Annotated in this window: 22 protein-coding genes and 1 pseudogene; 8 read left to right on the top strand and 15 right to left on the bottom strand. The window is 51.7% G+C overall.

The window, feature by feature from the left end; genetic code table 11:
• Positions 1-448: 448 nt before the first annotated feature.
• Together AQ981_RS22640 and AQ981_RS22635 are read left to right on the top strand one after the other, a co-directional pair.
• Positions 449-979, top strand: coding sequence for a P-loop nucleotide/nucleoside kinase family protein (locus AQ981_RS22640; protein WP_058914039.1), 531 nt, complete (start codon positions 449-451; stop codon positions 977-979).
• A 106-nt stretch (positions 980-1,085) separates the two neighbouring features.
• Positions 1,086-1,613 carry a YbaK/EbsC family protein gene (locus AQ981_RS22635; protein ID WP_058914038.1) on the top strand — a complete coding sequence of 176 codons (528 nt, stop codon included), beginning with the start codon at positions 1,086-1,088 and terminating at the stop codon, positions 1,611-1,613.
• A 22-nt stretch (positions 1,614-1,635) separates the two neighbouring features.
• Here AQ981_RS22635 and AQ981_RS28235 read toward each other — a convergent pair.
• Positions 1,636-1,787, bottom strand: a pseudogene (locus AQ981_RS28235) (helix-turn-helix transcriptional regulator); the annotation flags it as partial.
• 468 nt (positions 1,788-2,255) lie between these two features.
• On the opposite strand from AQ981_RS28235, the gene AQ981_RS22630 reads away from it, so the two are divergent.
• The 4 genes from AQ981_RS22630 (at position 2,256) to AQ981_RS22615 (ending at position 8,484) form a co-directional block, all read left to right on the top strand.
• Positions 2,256-3,164, top strand: a complete 909-nt coding sequence (locus tag AQ981_RS22630) for a dihydrodipicolinate synthase family protein (protein WP_058914037.1) — start codon at positions 2,256-2,258, stop codon at positions 3,162-3,164.
• Positions 3,165-3,180: 16 nt separating this feature from the next.
• The gene (locus AQ981_RS22625; RefSeq protein ID WP_058914036.1) at positions 3,181-5,148 is read left to right on the top strand and encodes a YjhG/YagF family D-xylonate dehydratase; all 1,968 of its coding nucleotides are present in this window, start codon (positions 3,181-3,183) and stop codon (positions 5,146-5,148) included.
• Between the two features lie 329 nt (positions 5,149-5,477).
• Positions 5,478-6,857 (top strand): glycoside-pentoside-hexuronide (GPH):cation symporter, encoded by a 1,380-nt coding sequence (locus tag AQ981_RS22620; RefSeq protein WP_058914035.1) that lies wholly within the window; start codon positions 5,478-5,480, stop codon positions 6,855-6,857.
• A gap of 10 nt (positions 6,858-6,867) precedes the next feature.
• Positions 6,868-8,484, top strand: coding sequence for a glycoside hydrolase family 43 protein (locus AQ981_RS22615; RefSeq protein ID WP_058914034.1), 1,617 nt, complete (start codon positions 6,868-6,870; stop codon positions 8,482-8,484).
• 12 nt (positions 8,485-8,496) lie between these two features.
• Here AQ981_RS22615 and AQ981_RS22610 read toward each other — a convergent pair whose 3' ends face one another.
• The 3 genes from AQ981_RS22610 to AQ981_RS22600 form a co-directional block, all read right to left on the bottom strand.
• Entirely contained in the window at positions 8,497-9,258 is a 762-nt protein-coding gene (locus AQ981_RS22610) for an IclR family transcriptional regulator (RefSeq protein ID WP_058914033.1), read from the bottom strand.
• 168 nt (positions 9,259-9,426) lie between these two features.
• A complete protein-coding gene (locus tag AQ981_RS22605) occupies positions 9,427-9,909 on the bottom strand; it encodes a hypothetical protein (RefSeq protein ID WP_058914032.1) in 483 nt (160 codons plus the stop codon).
• A complete protein-coding gene (locus tag AQ981_RS22600; protein ID WP_058914031.1) occupies positions 9,906-10,742 on the bottom strand; it encodes a winged helix-turn-helix domain-containing protein in 837 nt (278 codons plus the stop codon). Before AQ981_RS22600 ends, AQ981_RS22605 begins: the two co-directional genes overlap by 4 nt.
• Before the next feature lie 505 nt (positions 10,743-11,247).
• Here AQ981_RS22600 and AQ981_RS22595 point away from each other — a divergent pair.
• Positions 11,248-11,877, top strand: a complete 630-nt coding sequence (locus AQ981_RS22595) for a LuxR C-terminal-related transcriptional regulator (RefSeq protein WP_082683253.1) — start codon at positions 11,248-11,250, stop codon at positions 11,875-11,877.
• Positions 11,878-11,992: 115 nt separating this feature from the next.
• Here the strand turns inward: AQ981_RS22595 and AQ981_RS22590 are convergent, their stop codons facing one another.
• The 10 genes from AQ981_RS22590 to AQ981_RS22545 all read right to left on the bottom strand — a co-directional run bounded on the left by AQ981_RS22590 (position 11,993) and on the right by AQ981_RS22545 (position 21,085).
• Positions 11,993-12,901, bottom strand: a complete 909-nt coding sequence (locus tag AQ981_RS22590) for a hypothetical protein (protein WP_058914029.1) — start codon at positions 12,899-12,901, stop codon at positions 11,993-11,995.
• A gap of 32 nt (positions 12,902-12,933) precedes the next feature.
• Positions 12,934-13,455, bottom strand: a complete 522-nt coding sequence (locus AQ981_RS22585) for a fimbrial protein (RefSeq protein WP_058914028.1) — start codon at positions 13,453-13,455, stop codon at positions 12,934-12,936.
• Between the two features lie 45 nt (positions 13,456-13,500).
• On the bottom strand, positions 13,501-14,259 hold the full coding sequence (locus AQ981_RS22580; protein ID WP_071608988.1) for a fimbrial biogenesis chaperone: 759 nt from the start codon (positions 14,257-14,259) through the stop codon (positions 13,501-13,503).
• 46 nt (positions 14,260-14,305) lie between these two features.
• Positions 14,306-14,812 carry a fimbrial protein gene (locus tag AQ981_RS22575; protein WP_058914026.1) on the bottom strand — a complete coding sequence of 169 codons (507 nt, stop codon included), beginning with the start codon at positions 14,810-14,812 and terminating at the stop codon, positions 14,306-14,308.
• Entirely contained in the window at positions 14,812-15,399 is a 588-nt protein-coding gene (locus tag AQ981_RS22570) for a fimbrial protein (protein ID WP_058914025.1), read from the bottom strand. The genes AQ981_RS22575 and AQ981_RS22570 overlap by 1 nt, the downstream gene beginning before the upstream one ends.
• A 33-nt stretch (positions 15,400-15,432) precedes the next feature.
• Positions 15,433-16,173: a fimbrial biogenesis chaperone gene (locus AQ981_RS22565; protein WP_058914024.1), complete on the bottom strand. Its 741-nt coding sequence runs from the start codon at positions 16,171-16,173 to the stop codon at positions 15,433-15,435.
• 42 nt (positions 16,174-16,215) lie between these two features.
• On the bottom strand, positions 16,216-18,702 hold the full coding sequence (locus tag AQ981_RS22560) for a fimbria/pilus outer membrane usher protein (protein WP_058914023.1): 2,487 nt from the start codon (positions 18,700-18,702) through the stop codon (positions 16,216-16,218).
• Positions 18,703-18,789: 87 nt separating this feature from the next.
• A complete protein-coding gene (locus AQ981_RS22555; RefSeq protein ID WP_058914022.1) occupies positions 18,790-19,314 on the bottom strand; it encodes a fimbrial protein in 525 nt (174 codons plus the stop codon).
• A gap of 66 nt (positions 19,315-19,380) precedes the next feature.
• Positions 19,381-19,911 (bottom strand): fimbrial protein, encoded by a 531-nt coding sequence (locus AQ981_RS22550; protein ID WP_058914021.1) that lies wholly within the window; start codon positions 19,909-19,911, stop codon positions 19,381-19,383.
• A gap of 667 nt (positions 19,912-20,578) precedes the next feature.
• A complete protein-coding gene (locus AQ981_RS22545) occupies positions 20,579-21,085 on the bottom strand; it encodes a LuxR C-terminal-related transcriptional regulator (protein ID WP_058914020.1) in 507 nt (168 codons plus the stop codon).
• Positions 21,086-21,540: 455 nt separating this feature from the next.
• Between AQ981_RS22545 and AQ981_RS27775 the strand changes: the two genes are divergently transcribed.
• The gene (locus AQ981_RS27775) at positions 21,541-21,876 is read left to right on the top strand and encodes a hypothetical protein (RefSeq protein WP_154675975.1); all 336 of its coding nucleotides are present in this window, start codon (positions 21,541-21,543) and stop codon (positions 21,874-21,876) included.
• Between the two features lie 80 nt (positions 21,877-21,956).
• Here the strand turns inward: AQ981_RS27775 and AQ981_RS22540 are convergent, their stop codons facing one another.
• Positions 21,957-23,249, bottom strand: coding sequence for an MFS transporter (locus AQ981_RS22540; protein ID WP_058914019.1), 1,293 nt, complete (start codon positions 23,247-23,249; stop codon positions 21,957-21,959).
• Positions 23,250-23,433: the final 184 nt, after the last annotated feature.

The following is a 23,433-nucleotide window of genomic DNA, read 5'->3' as shown; positions in this document are numbered from 1 at the left end:
TAACCGCCCGAAAATGAGGCTGGTGGCATCTTCAATGGGGGCGCAGAGCGCCTTACGCGGCGCGGTGATGATCCCGCTGTATCAGGTGATTAATGAAGGGTAAGCGGTATTCATCCTCTTAATACCCGATATATCTCGTTGCATGTGAGGGCCACTGACAGGGATGTCAGCGGCAATCTGCAGGAAGTCGCATATTCTTTATCGCTTTAGCAAAAGGTAAAAAGAAACCAGCAACAGTGGACACGCAACTGAGTGAGTAAACTCTCAAGTAAGAGGTGACTTATGACAAAGCCAGATTAATTTATTGAACACGATTAAATTGAGGTATCGCCCTTTTATGCTATATCTCCAGCTTCCGGGTCCCGGCGATATGATGACATTGACAATCCACTACCGTAATCGTTTGCATTTTTTCATTCATTAATCATTATTTATCAAAAGGATAGATATGTTACTCATTTTTGGTGGACTGCCCGGCACCGGGAAATCAACCATTGCCCGCCTGCTGGCCGCCAGGCTGGGGGCCGTCTGGTTACGTATTGATTCTATTGAGCAGTCTTTGATTCGTGCGCAGACTGTCAACATGCACGATATGGGGCCTGCCGGATATCTGGTGGCCTGGGCCATTGCTGTGGATAACATCAGGCTGGGCAATATCGTGATTGCCGATTCGGTTAATCCCATACTCATTACCCGACAGGCATGGAGAGAAGTGGCGACTGATAATGCCGTGCCTTTTCTGGAGATAGAATTTATCTGTTCCGATCTAACGCAGCACCGGTATCGTGTTGAAAATCGCGAAGCAGATATTAGCGGGCATATTTTGCCGGACTGGCAAAAGGTCATTACCCGTGAATACGACCCCTGGCTATCTGCCAGACTGACAATTGATACATCCGTACAGACAGCAGAAGAGGCGGTAGACACGATCATTTACCATATCGTTTCACGAAACGCTGACTCCCCGGCAAGTACATAAATATACGTCCGGTAGTCGGGGTCGCCAACTGAAGGATTTCAAAGCGTGGTGGGTAGCCATCGTATACGACATAAGGCCGTTACTGTGATAATGCTCAGGAGAAAATATGGAAAAGAATGAGGTTCTGAAATTACTCACCGAGCTGAATATACTTTATCAGTATATCTCACATCCGGAGGTGAAAACGGTCGCTGATCACGCGAGTTTTGAAACAGAATTTCCTGCGCAGTTGCTCAAAAATCTGTTATTAAAAAATAGCCCGGGAAAGCATTTCTACCTGTATATTCTTGATGGTAATAAAAAGGCAGATCTTCGTGGATTAGCGCGCCAGCTTAACGAATCACGGCTGTCTTTCGCGAAACCAGATGAGTTAATGGAAATACTGGGTGTGGAAGCCGGCGGGGTGACGCCTTTCGCTATTGCACATAATAAAGCAAGCGATCTTCGGGTAGTTATCGATCCCTCTGTATCAGCGAGTCAGTTACTGGGCTTTCACCCACTGGTCAATACGGCCTCAGTCTGTATTGCTAAAAAGGATTTATTGCGACTACTGGCATTTTACGGTTATGTCCCCGCAGATACTCAGACTGATGGAATGCCCCTGCTACTCGCGCGAACAACGGATGCGCTCTGATAGCCGGTATGCTACTGCACTTTTCTTCTTTCTTCCCGCGAGAGCTGCGTCCCGGTTTGATTGGCTTCGGGAATAAACCGTTTTTGATCAGCTTATAGAACCCGTTATCCGTAAACCCCGTGATGAATCGCATATCCCCCGTTGGTCATCAGGCAAAGAAATTTGTTCTGTCATGATGCTGTCTTCCATCGTGGGATTGACGTGAGCTGATGGTTGATTGCCGGTTACCACCTGGCTACCTGTTTCCGGCAATCGTTAGGGAACCACCACATGTTCTTCAGTCCTGAAGGCGAAACCCCGCCATATTTCTGGCGTCACATGTTAAAGGTGGCACCGGAGAGCTCTGGCTTACGCCGCTGGCGTACCTGGCAATGACAATCTGCGCTTCGGTGAATCGTGACTATTGCATTGCCGCCACCTCCGTTCAGGGGAATATTCATCATGCCGGAGTTCTGTTTCTGAGCGAAGCACGCTTTCAGGTCAGGGTCACATCCCGTTGCTGCCCATTTTGTGATCAAGGCTAAAAAAAGCGCAGCCTGCCTCTCTGTCTGATTTACCTCTACACACTGCCTGGATTACAGTGAATTTATATATAAGAACGTTGTTCTATAATATAGAACAAAAGACAAATAAGGAGTCTCCATGCAACCAGCAGTGCAGTTCTCAGGCATCATTCCCCCGGTCTCGACGCTTTTTACGTCTGACGGGCAATTCGACCCGCAAAGCACCGGTGTATTGATTGATGACCTTATCAACGCGGGCGTGGATGGACTTTTCTTCCTGGGTAGCGGTGGTGAGTTTTCCCAACTTTCGGTTGATGAACGCCAGGCGGTGGCACAGTTTGTGACGGGCCATGTGAATAAGCGCGTACCGGTATTGATTGGCACTGGCGGCACCAGCGCGCGCGAAACGATAGTCCTCAGCCAGCATGCGCAAGCGTGCGCGGCGGACGGGATCGTGGTGATTAACCCTTACTACTGGAAAGTGTCGGAACAGAATCTGGTGCACTACTACCAGCAGGTGGCGGATAGCGTCACGCTGCCGGTCATCCTCTACAACTTCCCGGCGCTGACCGGGCAGGATCTCACGCCGGCCATCGTTAAACGGCTGGTGGAATCACGCAAAAATATTGTTGGCATTAAAGATACTATCGATTCCATCGCCCATATCCGCAGCATGATTAACACCGTCAAGGCGGAACATCCGCATTTCAGCGTGCTGTGCGGCTTTGACGATCACCTGTTCAATACCCTGATGATGGGCGGCGACGGGGCGATTTCAGCGAGCGTAAACTTTGCGCCGCAACTGTCGGTAAACCTGTGGCGCGCATTCCTTGAGGGCGACCTCAGCACTGCGGCGAAAATTCACCGGAAGCTGGTACAGGTCCCGCAAATTTATCAACTGGATACGCCGTTTGTGAATGTGATTAAAGAGGCGATGGTGTTGTGCGGGCGTAAGATGTCGACCTGGACGATGCCGCCTGCCGGCGTGCTGGATGACGTGCGTCGCCAGCAGTTGAAAGCGCTGCTGAAACGCCTTGAACTTTGCTGAGCGGGAGGGCGAAAAGATGTCCATCAACACCATTTTTACGCCGCAGGATGAACAGTTTTATGCGGTGAAAACCCACGCCGCCGGGCCGCAGGGCGCGCTGCCGCTGACACCGCAGATGCTGCTGGAATCGCCGAGCGGCAATCTGTTCGGCATGACGCAAAATGCCGGAATGGGCTGGGATGCTAACAAGCTCACTGGCAGAGAGGTGTTGCTGATTGGTACTCAGGGCGGTATTCGCCATTCAGATGGCCGCCCGATTGCGCTCGGTTATCACACCGGGCACTGGGAGATTGGCCTGCAAATGTCGGCGGCGGCGAAAGAGATTACCCGCCTGAACGGCATTCCCTTTGCGGCCTTTGTCAGTGATCCGTGCGACGGCCGTTCACAGGGCACGCACGGGATGTTTGATTCGCTGCCTTATCGGAATGACGCGGCGATCGTCTTTCGTCGTTTGATCCGTTCGCTGCCGACGCGGCGGGCGGTGATCGGCGTGGCCACCTGCGATAAGGGATTACCCGCAACGATGATTGCGCTGGCGTCAATGCACGATCTGCCGGTGATCCTCGTGCCGGGCGGGGCGACACTGCCGCCCACCTTCGGGGAAGATGCCGGGAAGGTACAAACCATCGGCGCGCGTTACGCTAACAATGAACTGAGCCTGAAAGAGGCGTCTGAGCTGGGGTGTCGTGCCTGCGCGTCGCCCGGTGGCGGTTGCCAGTTCCTTGGCACCGCGGGTACCTCGCAGGTCGTGGCCGAAGCGTTAGGGCTGGCGCTGCCGCACTCGGCGCTGGCGCCGTCAGGCCAGGACGTCTGGCTGGAGATCGCCCGCCAGTCGGCGCGCGCGGTGATGGCGCTGGATGATCAGGGCATTACCGCCCGCGATATCCTCACCGATAAAGCGATTGAGAATGCGATGGTGGTGCATGCCGCTTTTGGCGGTTCCACGAATCTGTTGCTGCACATACCGGCTATCGCCCATGCCGCCGGGTGTCGCCTGCCGGATGTCGCGCAGTGGAGCGCCATCAACCGCAGGGTGCCGCGTCTGGTGAGCGTACTGCCCAACGGGCCGGACTATCATCCGACGGTGCGCGCTTTCCTGGCGGGCGGCGTGCCGGAGGTCATGTTACATCTGCGTCGGCTGGGACTGCTGCATGAAGATGTGATGACCGTAACCGGGCAGACGCTTGGTGAAAACCTTGACTGGTGGGAGCGCTCTGAACGCCGCGCGAAGTTCCGCCAGTGCCTGCGCGATCGGGACGGCGTGGCGCCGCATGAGGTGATTTTGTCGCCGGAAGGGGCAAAAGCCAGAGGGATGACCTCAACAGTCGCTTTCCCGGTGGGTAACATCGCGCCGGAAGGCTCGGTGATCAAAGCGACGGCGATCGATCCGTCGGTGGTGGATGAGGATGGTGTTTATCGCCATACCGGTGAGGCGCGCGTTTTTGTTTCGGAAGAGGCGGCGATCAAAGCCATCAAACAGGGGCTGATCCAACAGGGCGATATCATGGTGGTCATCGGCGGCGGACCCTCCGGCACCGGGATGGAAGAGACTTACCAGCTCACTTCGGCGCTGAAGCATATCTCGTGGGGGAAAACGGTTTCGCTGATTACCGATGCCCGTTTTTCCGGCGTTTCCACCGGCGCTTGCCTGGGGCACGTGGCGCCGGAAGCGCTGGCGGGCGGGCCAATTGGCAAACTACGCAATGGCGATGTGATTGAGATAGTGGTCGATCGCTTGTCATTGAAAGGCAGCGTGAACTTTATCGGCAGCGCGCAGGCGCGATTGACGCCGGAAGAGGGGGCCGCGGTACTGGCGGAGCGCGAGTTGCATCCCGGCCTGAAGGCCCATGACTACCTGCCCGACGATACGCGCCTGTGGGCCGCGCTGCAGGCGGTAAGCGGTGGTACCTGGAAAGGGTGCATCTATGATACGGATAAAATTATTGAGGTGCTTAATGCCGGGAAAAAAGCACTCGGCCTTTGAACAGTTAAAATAAATTCTCCTGGTCGCCGGATAGATATTTCGGCGACTAATAATGTTATTTCAAAATATATTATCCCTTGCGGGAGGAATATCCGTTTCTGTTTCCAGGTAAAGTGAATTGCTATCACATAAGTTAAAAAGCGTAATTATGAAAACAAAAAAGATAATTGTTGCTGCGTATAATTGCTTTCTACAATCCAGATTGTCAGCGTTATCTAATAAACATACGAGTAAAGGGTGTATTCCTCACAAAGTGCACGTTCACGCATTTTATTTTGTAGGTCCCGGCCATTCGCAATGAATCCCTCTCATATGACCTGGAGGTAGAAATGCAGTTAACCATGAAAGATAAAATCGGCTACGGGCTGGGAGATACCGCCTGCGGTTTTGTCTGGCAGGCGACAATGTTTTTATTGGCGTACTTCTACACGGATGTCTTCGGCCTGTCAGCGGGCGTGATGGGTACCCTGTTTTTGATTTCGCGCGTACTGGATGCGGTCACCGACCCGCTGATGGGGCTGGTGGTCGATCGTACCCGCACCCGCTACGGCCAGTTCCGCCCCTATCTGCTGTGGGGCGCGATTCCGTTTGGTATCGTCTGCGTATTAACGTTCTATACCCCAGATTTCTCCGCCCAGGGGAAAATTATTTACGCATCCATTACCTATATTTTACTGACCCTGGTCTATACCTTCGTTAATGTTCCTTACTGCGCCATGCCTGGCGTCATTACCGCCGATCCGAAAGAGCGCCATGCCTTACAGTCATGGCGTTTTTTCCTCGCCGCCGCCGGTTCGTTAGCGATCAGCGGTATTGCCCTGCCGCTGGTCAATATTATCGGCAAAGGTAACGAACAGGTGGGTTATTTTGGCGCAATGTGTGTGCTGGGCGTTTGCGGCGTGGTACTGCTGTTTGTCTGTTTCTTTACCACGAAAGAGCGTTATACCTTCGATGTTCAACCTGGCGCTTCTGTTAAGAAAGACCTGAAGCTATTAATGGGTAATAGCCAGTGGCGAATCATGTGCGCCTTCAAAATGATGGCGACCGGCTCAAACGTGGTGCGCGGCGGCGCAACGCTCTACTTTGTGAAATACGTGATGGATCATCCCGAGCTGGCAACGCAGTTTTTGCTCTACGGTAGCCTGGCAACCATGTTCGGCTCCCTTTGCTCGTCCCGCCTGCTCGGGCGCTTTGACCGCGTCACTTCGTTTAAGTGGATTATCGGCGTTTACTCGCTGATTAGCCTGAGTATTTTCTTTATTCCATCGGACAATATCGCACTCATCTTCGCACTCAATATTCTGTTCCTGTTTGTCTTTAACACCACCACGCCGCTGCAATGGCTGATGGCGTCTGATGTGGTGGATTACGAAGAGAGCCGCAGTGGGCGCCGCCTCGACGGCCTGGTTTTCTCGACGTATCTCTTCAGCCTGAAAATCGGCCTGGCGATTGGCGGCGCGCTGGTGGGCTGGATCCTCGCGTTCTCCAGCTACTCGGCAAGCAGCGCTGTGCAGCCGGATAACGTCCTGACGACCATCAAAATTCTCTTCTGCATCGTGCCGGTAGTGCTTTACGTCGGTATGTTTACGCTGCTGTCGTTCTACAAACTGAGCAGCAAACGCGTGGAAGAGATCAGCCAGCAACTGCAACGCCAGCGCACCGCGCAGCCTGAAACACACCCTGCCGATGCCGCTGCGGCGGTGAACTGAGGAGAGCACCATGTATCAGATTGAAAACCCGATCCTGACCGGCTTCAACCCGGATCCGTCGCTGTGCCGCGTCGGAGAGGATTACTACATCGCCACCTCGACCTTTGAGTGGTTCCCCGGCGTGCGTATTTATCACTCCCGCGATCTGAAAAACTGGTCGCTGGTCAGTACGCCGCTCGACAGCGTCGCGCTACTGGATATGAAAGGGAACCCGGACTCTGGCGGTATCTGGGCACCTTGCCTGAGCTACGCCGATGGCCAATTCTGGTTACTCTACACCGACGTGAAAGTTGTCGATTCGCCGTGGAAAAATGGCCGCAATTTCCTGGTGACCGCGCCATCGATTGAAGGGCCATGGAGTGCGCCGATTGCGATGGGCAATGGCGGATTTGATCCTTCGCTATTCCATGATACCGATGGCCGCAAATATTACCTCTATCGTCCGTGGGGGCCGCGCCACCACAGCAACCCGCATAACACCATTGTGATGCAGGAATTTTTTGCCGATACCCAAACCCTCTCGCCGCAGCGTACTACGCTCTTTACCGGCACGCCGCTCGGCTATACCGAAGGGGCGCATCTTTATCGCCGCGACGGTTACTACTATCTGCTGGTGGCGGAAGGGGGAACCAGTTACGAACATGCGGTCGTGGTGCTGCGGGCGAAAAACATCGATGGACCCTATGAACTGCATCCTGACGTGACCATGATGACCAGCTGGCATCTGCCGGAAAATCCGCTGCAAAAGAGCGGCCATGGTTCGCTGCTCGAGACTCATACGGGCGAATGGTACATGGCGTACCTGACCAGTCGACCGCTGCATCTGCCGGGTATCCCGCGATTAGCGGCCGGCGGGCGCGGATACTGCCCGCTCGGACGCGAGACGGGGATTACCCGTATTGAGTGGCGCGACGGCTGGCCATATGTTGCAGGCGGCAAACACGCGGCGCTGACGGTGCCGGGGCCGCGAATGACGGAACAGGCCGCCGCAGGTAGCGGCGCGTGGCGTACTGACTTTGACAGCGAAAGGCTCGACCAGGAACTGCAGACTCTGCGCATTCCGTTTGATGACCAGCTTGGCTCGCTGACTGCGCGACCGGGATTTTTACGCCTCTACGGCAACGATTCGCTGAACTCCACTTTTACCCAGTCGACGGTTGCCCGGCGCTGGCAGCATTTTCGTTTTCATGCGCAAACGCAGATGTCCTTTGCGCCGCGCCATTTCCAGCAGAGTGCCGGGCTAACCTGTTACTACAACAGCAAAAACTGGACCTATTGCTTTATGGATTGGCAGGAGGGATGCGGGCGAACGCTGAAGATCATCCAGCTCGACCACAACGTGGCGCACTGGCATCTCTACGATAATCCGATTCTGGTGCCGGAGAATGCGCAAAACGTCTGGCTGCGGGTGGATGTGGATAATCTGATGTACCGCTACAGCTATTCATTTGATGGCGACAACTGGCAGACTATTCCGCTGACGTTCGAAGCGTGGAAACTCTCCGATGATTATATCGGCGGCAGGGGCTTCTTTACCGGGGCGTTTGTTGGCCTGCACTGCGAGGATATCAGCGGCGACGGCTGTTACGCCGATTTCGCCTCATTCTCTTATCAGCCAGAAAGTTAACGGCAGGCTGGGCTAGCGCTCGCGGTAGCCCAGCGTCTTCGACAGCCCCAGCCCGGCGTCCATCAGCATCTGGCGATAGGTGTCCAGCTCGTCGTTGTTCACGCGGGAAGTAAGAGTGGAGAGACTGAGGGCGGCAATCACTCGCGATTCGTGATTCCACACCGGCACGGCGATGCAGCGAACGCCCGGCTCGTTTTCTTCATTATCCAGTGCATAATGATTGTGGCGGGTTGCTTTCAGCGCCGCTAGCAGCGCGGCGCGGTCGGTAATCGTCGCGGGCGTAAAGCCTGTGAACTGATAGCCTTCCAGCACAGCGGCAAGTTCTTCATCGCCAAGCCAGGCGAGCAGGACTTTACCGATGGCGGTGGCGTGCACGGGCAAACGGCGACCAATGCGTGAATAGGCGATAGCCGCCTGCTTCCCTTCGATTTTCTCAATATAGACGCCTTCATTGCCGTCCAGAATCCCCAGATGGGTGGTCTGCCCGGTCTCCTGCGAGAGCGCGGTGAGCCAGCTTTTCGCCTTCTGGCGGATATCCATGGTGCCGATAACAAAGTGGCCGCGTTCGACCAGTTTCATCCCCGGACGGTATTTGCCGTTTTCCGGATTCTGATCGATATAGCCATGAAGCTGAAGGGTTTTAAGCAGCGAATGGAGGGTGCTTTTGCTCAATCCCATCTGTTTACTGATTTCAGTGATTTTGAGTTCCGTCGCCTGCTCATTGAACAGGTCGAGGATCTGCAAAGCACGTTCAACAGACTGAATTATTGGCATAATTTATTACCGTCCACGAAGAATTCTCCTTGTGTGACCGTACTATTTTCGGTGGGGAAAAGCAATGGCAGATGCCCTTGCCGGACGCACGTTTCGGGCCGGATAAACACAGCGCTACCCGGCTTCAGCGGCTTCGTAAGCTGTGTGTTGAAGCGTCCGCAATCGGTCTCAATCAATACGATGGCACAGCACCACCGGGAGTTTACCGATACTGATCGCCTTATGACCGTTTGGCAGGGTGTAGATGTGGTAAATCGCCTGGCTTTTCCCGCCTTTCATAAAGTACGGCATTAACATGCGGGTAAAGTTGGCGTTATCGCTAAGCCCCACCGGCTCGACGTGAGAAGACAGGAACAGGAAAGTAAATAAATTCTCGTTACGTTTAACGTTCAGGTCATTGTACAGCCTGACCGGCGTTTTATTTCCGTTCTTATCACTGTAAATCCCCAGCATAGTGATGACGCCTTTATCGTTGACGCTGGAAAGCTGTACCGCGCCCACATAGTATTCTTCATCATAGAAAATACTGAAGTTTGCCCGACAGGTGAAATCAGACTCGTGCTTATCCTTAGAAAAATACTGAAACAGGCACAAGCCAAGAGCAATCAGAAACAGACCGCCGCTGAAAAGGGTCAACTTTCTACTGTTCACTGTGAGCTCCTCTTATATAGGGTGATACAGGATTGCTCTTCATCGGCATCTCCCGCCCTGGAGCATGCCAGAACGCGCACCGCATTTTCTTGTTTAAATAACACCACATAGCGATACGGATAGGCGGAACAGGAGAAATTATTGTCCTCGCTGGCTTTCTTCCACAATGACTGAACCGCCGCGGTGTCTGAGCTTTTATTGAGAAGGTTGAGCGTGATGGTTTTATCGACATAGAAGGTGCAGCCATTCAGTTCTTTATAGTAGACGAAGCCATCTTTAAAAATGGTGCGTTCGTTACCAGATGACATATTTTTTATCAACCAGCCCAGCAACAGCAGGGTGGCCAGAAAAAATAGTCCGGGGATCAGGTATTGGTTACGTGCAATGGCTGGCCGGGAAATTGTGGTGGACTTTGGTTCGTCTGCAGCCTCTTTTATTAGCGTTTCATCAACCTCCTCCGCTAAAGACGGGGGAGCGCTGGCCTGCCCGACATTTTCCAGTACTTCAATATGAACGTCTTCGTCAAAAATAAACCCTTTCCGTGGTACTGTAATAACGTAATCTTTACTCGTTCCCGAGAGTTCTTTAAAGGCTTTTCTGATTAACAGAATGTTCTGATAAAGTGTGTTAGGCGCTGGCTCTTTTTCTGAATTACCCCAGCCGCTGATATATAACTCATCGTGGGTGACGAGCCGGCGGTTGCGCGCCAGCGTTTCCAGGCAGCGTGCTGCCGGTGAATTAAGTGTTGTTTCCTGCCCGGTCTCAATATTTTTAATAGAGTTTTTTTGCGGTGTGAATAAAAATTTATTATCGATAACGAACTGGTAGATCATGCAGGCAGGCCTCTTTTTGCTACCGAGTATAGTTCAGCCATCCGTGGAAAACCAATACTGTGACTCTTTATCTGGACCGATAAAAGCACTTTTTATCAGCTGAGACCAGGTCGCATTTATCACCTTTCGGACCGTTTCTCAAGCGGATTTTTCGGTTTTGCCAGCCTTAACCTGGATCACATTTCTCTTATCATATGCTTTTAAATCAACAGGTTGATATGTTGATCTCGCGACTTAAGATGATAAATGTTCTCAAAAAAATATCCATCCCGTAAATTACTGGCCATAGAACGCGCCCCATAAAGCCATCACGATTGTACTGAGATGTCAGCGCCTTAATGCCCGATTAACATAGTGGGTTTTTATTGTGCGCTTTTTTCATCGCCTGCTCAGTATCAGACGTGATGACATGAAAAGAGAGAAGGGTAACCGGAACGGACCGTGGGTATTTTAAGTTCTTATTTTAAGTCTGACCGTGAATTTAAATTATCAGGACTATTATTCTATGAAATTTACAACTTTTTCATCGCTCAATTGTGCTGGCTGTCAATCCCAATGCCGGGATGTGGAAGGTAATTCTGTACGTGATATGAATTGTTCCCGGACAAAGACCGCTATCTGGCCGGAGGATAATCAATTTTTTAAAATGGCGCTAAATGATATCCTCGGTAATAGCATTTCTGTCGATAGCCACTACGGGATCATTTTTGTGGATTTTTCTATCGACAATCTGCTTTACTTTATTCACGATGAATGGATCGAGTTTTTATCCGAACACAATATGCGCATTATTTTGCTTGCCGATAAAGAAATGTTGCCGCTGGCAAAATACTGGGCTAATCGCGAGTGGCGAATTGTCAGTGTGCTGGATGTGACGGAAGGAACGGACAAAATGGCGCGAGGAATTCGGAAGGTGATGCAGCTTAAATTTGTCCCGCTGCCCAAAAGCCAGATGGTTTCGGAGCGGGAAGTCAAAGTACTGCGCTATTTATCGCAGGGCAAATCGGTGGCTGATATGGCCAGAACCCTTGAGTGCAGTAATAAAAGCATTTACAGCAGCCAGTATTCACTATGTAAAAAATTTGGTGGGCTGGCGCGGTTGGGGGATTTGCGCTTTAAACACCAGGTTAATTAATGGATTTTTGATCCAAACATGCGGGACTCATAATGAGTCCCTTTTTTGTAAAAAAAAAGCCACTCCGGAGAATGGCAAAAGGTATAAAAGTTTTCATCCAGTACAACTGCTCTCACTATGGGTAACGAACCCCAATAATTCCGCTACCGGTAAATGTCCCGGTAGAGGTCGGCTCTCCGGAAAGCTGCGCCGAAAGCTGATATTGATTTATACCGCTCACGCCGGATAACGTCCCGCCTAATGGTTGACCGTCTATTTTCAGATTCGCGATCATGCCGTTTGACAGCGCAATAGCATTCCCGTCTACCAGTTCGAGCTTAAAGGCAACGTTAGCGGTACAGGAAACCTCAATCGGTTTAGTTAATACCTTATTGGTCGCTTCGCTTTTGTTTAGCGTCTCGAAATTGAAATCAATATTCGCTGTTTCCATTGCGCACCACTGGGAAACAACGCCGGAATAACCCACGCATTCCGGACTGCCGATAGCGCTGTTCGGGTACCCATCCCACATGGTGGTTTTAATCGTCGACCATGCTCCCGCACCGCTGGCGGGTGTATTGACGCCAAACCCGTAGCAAACAAAATTCCGCTGTCCCACATTGCTGTAATTCTGTATGGCAAAGGAACCACCATATTGTGAGTTGACAGTGGCGGCAAAAGACTTAAATGTCTGAGAGGTATCAAAATAGCGTAAGCTGGTTTCTCCCATGAAATAAGTATCATCCCAGATATGATAGGGGCCGTAATAAATTCGTGTGCCGACATTGAGGCCACGACTGGCAAAGGCTTCCTGTACCGTGGTGTTTTCATCCCAGTCCCAGGCGGTAAATGTCTGTGAGATGAAGGCGCCGCGTGGGTTATACCAGACCGCGCCGCTGATGTTTTGTAAATAAAACCCGACGATATAGGCGGGCACTGGCCATGAGTAGGTCAGAATTGCATTGGCGGAAAAGCCGCTCAGCAATAATAGAGCGCCGACGAGAGGCCAGACGAAACGTTTTTTAATAACAGTGAATATGTTCATAGTGATTGCCTGATTATCCTGCTGGCGCGCCGTTACTGGTATTCTGCTTTTAATGTTGCCGTGGCGCTGAAATCCCCTTCATTCAGCGTAACGCCGCTTCTCTGTACCAGTACGGCTTCCAGTTGCGGAATGTTATCGGCACTGATACCGACCGGTTCATTAAGTTTAAAAGGCTCGCCATCCTGATAAATTTTGATGCCGAGATCGCTGCGTTCAGTAGAGACAATGGTGGCATTGTCGGCATCAAAATCCGCAGCGCTGCCGGTAAGGATTAATTTCAGCGTCATACCCGTAGTGTCGCCCTGATCGCAGCTAACGTTATAGGGTATCGGCTGGCGAAAATCACCGCTCTCCACTTTATTGACTCCCACCCTACCAAACGAAACATGGATGGTTTGTTGGTTGTTAATGGTGCAGGCTGGCGTATCAATGATGACGCCGGAAATCGTCACCTGGGTAACCGAGCCGTTATTCGCCGCGAGCAGTAATGGCGCAAAGAGTCCGGCAAGCAGGCCCAGGCAGTAATGTCGCGTCTTCCCGATTGAAACCATCATTCGTTCATCCTTTGCTATGTTCCGGTGTTTTTCCCGCCGGATAACTTATTTGCTGTTCTTGCCATCGCTACGGCAGGTGGCGCCGCTACATTTAAACGACAGGACTTTCATGCTGCCGTAGTCGTTGACGTAGATCAGCGCCGGCGTCTGGCCTACCGCCGCGGGGTTAACCGGCAGATCGATGCTGGAAAACGGCGCCGCCATAGTGGCTTCGAACCCCGGTACGCCTTTCTGTTTTTCACTACGCCGGATATCAACAAATGAGTAATAGTAGGGCGTGGGGTTATTGACCCGAATGCTGTTGCCCTTCATCTCCAGCGTTAATTTATCCGCGCCCGGTAACACCTGGGCTGAGGGATCAACCGCCAGGTTTTTCGGGCGCCAGAAAACTTTTATTGATGTTTGCAGCGCCAGCACCAGAACGTTGCCCTGCTGGTTTTTGCGCGGGATTTCTCGCAGGTTGAACCAGAACACGCTTTCACGATCTTTCGGTAATGAGGCGGTATCCGGCATGGCTTCAATGCGCACAATGGACTTCCCGCCGGCATCAATGCGCTGCAGCGGTGGAATGGTGACGAATTTCTCGGCCGCTTTTTGCGCCTGTTCATCTTCCACCCAGCCCTGCGCCAGGTAGGGCGCCGCGGCATCATGGTTCGTGATATTCAGGCTCAGTGACTTAGTGCCTTCGTCGTAAACCAGTCGGGTACGATCGATGGTCAGCGCCGCCAGCGCGGCGTTGCACGTAGCGATGCTGAGAATCACACCAGTCAGGAATATCTTTGTTACGCGACCTGTCTTTTTCATTGCGCTTTGGCTCCACCAGGCAAATACCACAGGGGCGGGCTGTGGATTATTCATACTCCAGCACCCACGACACGGTGGTCGTAAAAGACCCTTCCTGCAGCGCAGAGCGATCGATAACCTGCGCCCAGGCTTTGTAATTGAGGATAGTCTCATTGCTCTGTAATGGCTGTTTAGCCGTTAAAATTCCCGGCTTTACCGCCTGGCCACTGGCGTCTTCCACGGCAATCGCCACCCCGGTCGCGTCGCCGTTAACCTGAAAGGCGCCGGGCTGGGAGGGGTCTTCTGTCCCGATAAAACGCACACTTACCTGGTCGCCGACAGACAAATCGCAATCTTCCAGTTTGATGGCGAAAGTCCGGGCTTCGGAACGCGTGGCGCTGGCAAATTGCTGCACCGACAGTCCGTCAAATGACACGGTCTGCTCTTCAGAATCCATCGAAACCACGCAGGGTTCGCCGACCAGGGTGCCGCTGAATTCCACATCGGTACCGGCGCTCGCCGACAGCGGGACAATCAATAATGCCGATACCAGCAATGCGATGTTGTTTGTCATTATTCGTAGTCCAGGCTGATGTTGATGGTCGAACGGAAATCACCAGGCTCAAGCGGCTCTGTGGTTTTCCACAACTGGGCTTTCAGCGCCACACTATTGCGTCCCGGATTCAGGAAATAAGGCTCACCGATGACATCCGGATACACCTGCGCGCCGCCAGGCCCCTCCAAACGTATCGCCGCGCCTCTGGCGCTGCCAGCAAGACGGAAATAGTGGTTGTCCGTCGGCTCTGCGACGCCGCTAAAGGTCATTTTGACCGCCGTTTGCTGATTTACCCACGTCGCGCCGCGCAGCTGGCTGGGGCTGGCAATGGCCTGTACATCCCCCGGGCAGTTATCCAGGACCAGCTCCATCATCACCGGAGGCGTGACATCGCCCGCCTGGCGCAGTTGCGCCAGAGAGACGCTACCGAGGTCAATGTCTTGCTCCGTTGACTCCAGAGCCAGAACGCATGGTCCTTCCACCAGGCTACCTTTCGCCAGGATGCCGCCGTTTAACACCGGAACGCTGGCTTTTTCATGGTCTGCACGGGCCGCCAGGGACAGTATGCCGCAGGCCAGCATCAACAGAAGGGGGGCTATTTTCATCTTTATTCCTCGGGCCGTAGCAGCAAGAAAATGTTACTTCTTCACAGGCTCGGCTTTACACACGCCGGCATTACAGTTGAAATAACGTCCCGGTTTACCGCCGTAGTCATTAATGGTGGTGACATAAGGCCGGGCGAAACTACCGCTCATCACCGTCGCCGATGATTTCGGCGCGATCATCAGCGCTTTAAAATCGTTGCGCACCGCCTCTTTTTCGCTATTACGAATACCGATAATCGTCATGTAGTAAGGGGTGGGGTTTTCAACCCGATAGCCGCCCGGTATGCTGTGTAGAATTAAATTTTCTTCCAGTTGGCTGAAGCGATCGGGAATAATCCCGGCAGGCCGATAGAACAATTTAATGCGGGTTTGCAGCGCGATTTGCATCACGTTGGAACGATCGCTTTTCGGCGGCACTTCCCGGACGCTGAAATAGAACAGGCTCTCTCTGTCCTGAGGCAGGCTGGCGATATCCGGCGCCGCTTTTACCTGAACCACGCTTTTGGTGCCCGGCTCAACCCGCTGTAAAGCTGGGGTAATCACCAGCGGAGAAGCTATCTTGCGGCCATTGGCGTCTTCAAGCCACGCCTGAGCCAGATAGGCTTTTTCCGGGCTGTCATTACGGATAGTCATGGTGATGCTTTTATCGCTGCCGGGAAAAATAGCCCGGGTGCGGTCCAGAGCAATCGCCGCGTTGGCGGCGCCGATAAATGTGCAGCACAGTACGCCGCTGGTAATCAGGACTTTATTCAGTTTATTGACGATGATTTTCATGTTTTATACCTAAATATTAAATAATTAAAAGTGACGACGTATTTACCGACATATTAAGGTCATCGGTTTATGTGAAATCTGCTCAGGTAAAACCACTTCGCACTGCTGCTTATCACCAGACCAGATAGTTAATTTCTCGCCGGGGCTAATACCGGATAACCATACCGAACCATGATCGCCAATCATGCCGGTTTCAATATTGTTGCTGTTGCGGACGCTGGCGCCGAAAGGCGGGAAACTGCCGTCCGCTTTGCCGATGGTGGCAATGCCTTTCTGCCCTTTCAGCACGTTAAATTCGCGGAACCCGATCGCCCCTTCCGTCAGCGCTGATTCGCTAACCGGCGAACCCGCGGTTTCAATATCATCCGGCAGGCGGTTGACATTAATTTCGGTACTGGTCCGGTAGTAGCTGGGGATCGATGGGATCACCGCCACGCCGAAGCGGTTGGTTTGCGAACTGATGCCCACTGGTACGCCGGCGACGCCGTTGGTGCCGACCATCATGCGCGTGCCGCCGCGGCTCGAGCCGCCATGCAGCGCCGCCCCTTCCCGGGTGGCCGTGACGCCGCCGTTGAGCGTCAAGCCCAGCGCGGTGTAACTGCTCTCCTGCCAGCTGATATTAGCGGTAACATCCGCCAGCGCGCCGTTATGGCTATACCAGGCACTGGCCTGCGAGGTCGCGCTTTCGCCATTACCGCCGGTGCGCGAGCCGGCAGTCAGCTGATAGCTGTCGCCTTTGTCGTTCAGGCGCTGGTACCAGGAGGCGGTCTGGCTGTAGCGGTCATTGCTCCAGTTGCCGTTGTAGCTGGCAGTACCTTTGCCGAACGGGATACTCAGGTTCAGCCACGCGGTATTATCACGCTTGCCTTTGTATTCGCTGCGGCTGACGGATAAAGACCCCGCCATGTTGCGCCAGTCGCCCAGGTCAAAATAGCGGCTGACCGAGAAGCTATAGCGGTCGGTATCCTCTAAATCCCAGTAAGTCTGATGCGACCAGCTCAGATAAGCCGACAGACGCGCATCGGTAAAGTTTTTGCTGGCGGTGATGGTATACAGCTCTTTGTTATTACCGTGCAGGCCCCCGTGATAGCGGGCATCCAGGTAGTCTGACATCGACATATAATCACGCTCGGAAAAACGGTAGCCGGCGAAAGTAATATCGCTGTTAAACTCTTCAAAACGCTTCGAATAACTCACCCGATAAGAGCGCCCCTGCTTAGTGCCGTCATCCAGCTTTTTGGCCACCGATTGGGTGACATCGGCTGAAAGGGCGCCAAACCGGAACAGGTCGCGTCCCACCCCGGCAGCGATACTCAAATAATCGCTGGAGAAGATCCCTCCGCTGTACAGCGACCAACTGTTGGTGACCCCCCAGGAAAGCTCGCCGGTAGCGAACATCGGCCCTTCCATATGACGGTCGTAAGAGCCCGGTCTACCGGCCGCGACTTTGTAACGTACCTGTCCCGGGCGCGTCAGGTACGGGATTGTCGCCGTGGTGACCTGGAAGGTCTGTACCGAGCCGTCCTGTTCTTCAACCCGTACATCGAGCTGCCCGTTCACCGCACTGTTAAGATCCTGAATACGGAACGGACCGGCGGCGACCGTGGTTTCATGAATCACTCGCCCTTGCTGGCTGATAATCACTTTGGCATTGGTACGGGCGATGCCGCTCACTTCCGGCGCATAGCCGCGCAGCTTCGGCGGCAGCATGGTTTCATCGCTCATCAGCGACGCACCGGTATAGCGCCACGAGTCGAACAGATCGGAATAGAGGTAGTCCTCGCCCAGCGTCAGTTTCGCACCGATATCCCGTAAGGCCCGGTAAGCGTAAATCCTGCTCCAGTCAACATTACGCTGGCTGCTGTCGCTGCCGCCGCTGGCATGGTTGTAGCGGCCCTGCCAGTCGCCGCGCAAACGCCATGCGCCGAGGTTAGCCCCTAAGGTACCGCTGCCGCTGATATTCTGTGTCTGGCCTTCCCGGCTATAGCGGGTGGTATCGAAATTGAGGTTGTAATCCAGTAATACACCCGCAAGGCCATCTTCCCAGCGCGAAGGCGGGAGCCAACTGGCGTCCTGATATTCCAGCCAGATTTGCGGTACCGATATATACAGCGATGTGCTGGTCAAATCGACACGCAGTGTAAGGCCTTCAAGGGCCGAAAAATCTGCACATTGTCCATTGGCGTCGAAAATCACTTTCGCCAGCGCACTGTCTTTTAAACCCAACAGCCCGGTTTGCTCTTTGGTCAGGCAGATATCGATGGCATTTTCATTATTCTGGTCGTTACTGGCGCGAACGGTTATTTCCTGATTAGTGACTGATTTATTATTCAGTAACAGCGACAGGGTATAGCTGCCTGGCATGACATAACCTGCTGTTGAAAAGCGGCTGAGATCGAGATTATTTTTATCTTCTGCATCAAGCAGATCGGTATTAAACTCATCGGACCATGCCGGCGTCACTCCGCTGAACAGAATCAGCAGGCTAAGCAACAGCTTATATTTGTTGATCAAAACAGGCTTTTCCATTTCGCGACCAGTGATTATTTCCATATAATGCAGGTTATTGATAGTAATGAGAAAACATCAAGCGTGGAGGCGGGTAAGGGTGGGCAATTATTGATATTGCATAACAAAACGGATTACTCCGCTCCAGTCCCCCACGGCAAATGTATTTCCATTTCTCACGACACTTAAGTTGTAATTCAGGCGTTGTTCATAGGGATTTTCAACCAGCCAGTTGGTTATCCTGCCTGGCGATGCCATATTTCCACCAGCATCGGTAAGTTTTAAAGCAACGCCGCGTGCGCTCCCGGTGACTTTAAATAACTGAGGGTTTTTCTTGTCGCTCTCGCCCTCAAACATCACGTCTACGTTATGTGTATTGTGGTCGGTATCCAGGAAACAATTCATTAATCTCAGGTTAACGGGTTTTTCCTGAATGCTATTGCCATCGCGGATTGCGCTGAGCGGCAATATGCCAAAATCTATTTCTTGCCAGATATCATCAGTGTGCAGACTACAAGCCGCGGCAACGATTTGCCCGGGGAAAGTGACTTCACCGCGATCGGCATAACCGGCATGAATTTTCAAGGGAATAAAAAATATGCAAAACAGCGTAAAACATGAACGGATATTCATATTATTTCCCTGAGTAACTCCCCGGCCGATTAAGCCGGGGCATGACAGAAGCTAAAAACGAATCTGTTACTGGTAGTCCAGGGTGAAATCAGTCACGCTGATGAAGCTACCTTCGGTCGGCGTTGCGCCGCTCAGGCCCTGCATGTAAGCAGAGAAGGCCAGGGTGTTGTTGCCAACGATCAATTGACGAACCGGAGTCGCGGTGCCGAAGGTGATCTGGGTGCCGGCACCATCAGTGACCGCAACGCCAGCACCGCTAGCAGTGCCGGTGATGCCCAGCAGTTTCTTAGCGGTATCAGCCGTTGCGCCGCCGAAGGTCAGGCTTACGGAAGGCGCATTACCTTCTGCATCAAGCACGCAGTTTTCCAGCAGGATGTTAAAATTGCGCGGAGTGGACGTTTTGCTGTCACTCAGTTCTGCCACGGTAACCTGGCCCAGGTCTACGGTCTGGTTAGAAGATACCGGGTTGATGGAGCACGGCGCATCAATGATCGAACCATTAAAAGTGACAGTGCCTGAACCCTGATCGGCATTAGCGCCAAAAGCAGCGATGCCTGCAACCAGTGCGATAGCGGAAGCAATTTTATTCAGTTTCATATTAATTTCCTTTTTAGTGCAGCACAGGATATGTCCAACATATCCAAAGAGTTATTTATTACAACGTCCTGACGCACCTATCCCTGATGAACATGGGATTGATTGTCATAATAAAGTAAGTTATTTCACTTCCATTAGACTAGCTTTGCGTCTGGAACAGATAATATCTACAGATAATTTATTTTGGAATATAAAATTGCATTTTGAAGTAAATATGGATTTAACTGCTTGTTGCTTCGTTTATTGTGGTTTTTTATGTGTGTATTTTGTTTGTAACTTGAACTTATAATCTATATTTTGGCTTTTTATATGGTTTTTTTATCTTTTTAATGGCAAAATTCCGATATATTGTATAAGAATTTTTCGTTGATTTTTATTGGTAATTAAAAAACTCCTGGCTAATAAGATGATTACCTTGCTGAAAGTAAGTATGCCCATCTTCTTTTATCACTCTGAATAGGGTGATGTAAGGGCGTCAGGGGAGGCGAGGGAAGCAAAAATAATAAAACACAAAACCCCCGGAAACGTGACATTTACGGGGGGAGGTAGTTGATTAAATCACCAGGATATTAGCAGTGCGGATGTGATTGTTTATTTATGAAGGGCTGTGAAAAATAATGTAATGATATTTGTTTTTTGGTAAATGTTAAACAGATAAGCAGCGTTTTTAAATGGTAAGAATAGCTTTCATGCGAATACCCAGTTTCTTTTCTAATGAGTATTGCAGGGTGTATATTCTTTTTTCATTAAAATCAAGGCGATATGATATGTCTCTCACGGAGTTTCCTGCGAGGAATAAATCCAGTATCAGCAGTTCCGTTTCGGTCAGCTTTTTTTTACCAGACGGGCGCCAGTAATCCCGGCTATGTTCAATGCTCAGGAATCGGTAGCTATCGCGAATGGCAATCGCCCGGGTTATTCGCAGTGAAACCCGTAGCCAGTAATTCGCTAACGCCTCCATATGCTTATCATAAATTAATACGATACGCATCGCGGTCTTCTCAAGAAAGGTTATCCATTCATCGTTGGTGAATAGCTTTATGTTGTATATAGAAAAGTCGACGAAAATCACTTCGTTGAATTGGTGGTTGCAAAATCTGTTTTTTAAAAGACTGGTGAATCCGATCTCTAAAAAAAGATTATGATTGGGCCATATAACAGGATGACTTTCCATTGTCTTCTGAATCCTTGGGTACAAAGGTAAAGCGATTAAATAATGCCGATTATGTCAGTCGAGGTGATATGTGTTTCTGGTGCATCAATCCTGAATGAGGAAATGTTCATTTCAATCTTTTCATGAGATTTTATGGATCATATTTTTTTTAGCAAATCATATTTTGAGTTCCGGTCTGCCGCGGGGATGCAGAAAATTCTGATGATGTCATTTACGTCAGGCTGCTGTCTGACGCTGGGTTAGATTAGAGGGCAGCCATTGATGTGGATAAGTCTCTTGTCTGCAGCATTATGTTCCAGGAATATTCTCGACCACTCCAGGACTTTTGCTTGTCAATTTACCGGAAATAGCGTCGAAAAATAGCACGAAATGCACAAAAAATAATTTTATGGCAGGGGGCGTTAAAGATGTATTTAGATAGGTTGTTTTGTAAGTGTTAATATATGGTTGTATTGATGAGTGATTTACCACGATTATTGGTGGTGAAAAAATGCGAAATTGATCTGTATCCAGAGTGTCACTTTATTTATCTTGCGGTAAAAACGCATAATCTGATCGACGTAACCAGGCCGATTATGGCTGGCGTATCGTTTCATCAGCGATCTGCGCTGGTGGTTTATACGCTATCAACGCCGGGGGCTGGTTTTAAGGTGGCTGGCGGGGCGACTCAGGCGGCGGAAAAAAGGGTAACAGGGGTAGTTTCGGGGGTTGTACCAATGGAAAGGTCGTTGTGGCGTAATGTCAGGCGGTTACAGACTGGAGGGCTCGGTTACTCCGGAAGTTGGCGCTAAAAAACGCTGCGCCATGACGGCGCAGCGCGTTATCCCCTGGAAACCGGGTATGGCTGTAGGCCATACCCATACAAACATCTCTAGTGAGACGTAACCAGCGGGGCGTCGTGATCAGAGCCCGGTTGATTGTTCTCTTCTTTAATAAATACCCACAGCGCGACGGCGCCAATCAGGTCGAAGACCGCCAGTGCAATAAAGAACGGACCGAAGCCGATGATGCCGACAAAGGCGCCGATAAATAAGTTGAAAATCAACTGTCCTGACCAGGCGCAGGCGCCAGCCATACCGACCGCGGTAGCCACTTCGTTCTTTTTGAACAGGTCGGCGCCGAGGGTGGCGGCAACGGTGGACAGCAACTGGTGGGCAAAACCGCCCAGACTAATCAGGAACACCGCCAGGTAAGGGTTTTCGACAATGCTCACCAGGCCAATGGTGGTCATGATCACCGCGCCGATGGTAAAAGTGATACGCCGCGAGTTGATCAGCGTGACGCCGCGGTCATTGAAGAACTTAGCGACAAAGCCGCTGGCCAGACAGCCGAGGTCGGCCATCAGGAATGGCAGCCAGACAAACATGGCTATCTCTTTAAGGCTGAAGTGCAGGGTTTCGACAAAGAAAATCGGTACCCAGAAGTTAATGGTTCCCCAGGCCGGATCCGCCAGGAAGCGGGCGATACCAATACCCCAGAAGTTACGCTGGCGAATGATATTGAGTACCGAAGTTTTCTCTTTGGTGGTCGACTGCAGGTGTTTTTCCTGCCCGGCTTCAATATACGCCAGCTCTTCGTCGGAAAGCCGTTTGGCATCTTTCGGATCTTTATAGAAAAACAGCCAGATAAAGGCAGCGATAATCGCCAGGCTACCGGAAACGATAAACGCGAACTGCCAGCTGTGGAACATAATACACCAGGCGATCAGCGGCGGCGCCAGCATCGCGCCGAACGAGGTGCCCATGTTGAATACGCCGGTGGCGATACCGCGCTCTTTGGCCGGGAACCACGTTGAGGCGGTTTTCACCCCGGCCGGGATCGCGGAGGCTTCGCTGAACCCCATAATGGCGCGCATGAAGCCCAGCCCCTGCCAGGTACCAGTCAGGGCGTGCCCCATGGTGGCCAGTCCCCAGATGATGGCGCAGATAAAGAAGCCGAGTTTCAGGCCGATGGTGTCAATAAAGAACCCCATGATCGGCTGGCCGATGGTATATGCCAGCTGGAAGGCGCTGACGATCCACGAATATTGTTCCTTGGTGATGCCGGTGGTTTCCATGATGGTCGGCGCGGCAACGCCCAGTGCGGTTCTGTCTAAGTAGTTAATAATGGTAATGAAGCACACCAGTAGTATCATGTACCATCGAAAGTTTTTTATCTTTTTCATGTAGTTAGCCATTCCTGTAGGGTTCGTTTGGCGTCTGCTGATGTTAGCGTTAAACCGGGTGGTGTACCAATTCATCAAGGCGTTATGCAACTTTTCCCGGTCTCATCAGGATGTAGCTGTCATTCTGCATAAAAAAGCGCATATTTATGTGATTAGTCTCTGGTTTCTTCAATTGGTATCCCAA

Source organism: Entomohabitans teleogrylli, from assembly GCF_001484765.1.
GTDB classification, from domain to species: Bacteria; Pseudomonadota; Gammaproteobacteria; order Enterobacterales; family Enterobacteriaceae; genus Entomohabitans; species Entomohabitans teleogrylli.
Note: the sequence above shows the minus strand (reverse complement) of the source record. Positions and strands in the feature narration are given on the sequence as shown.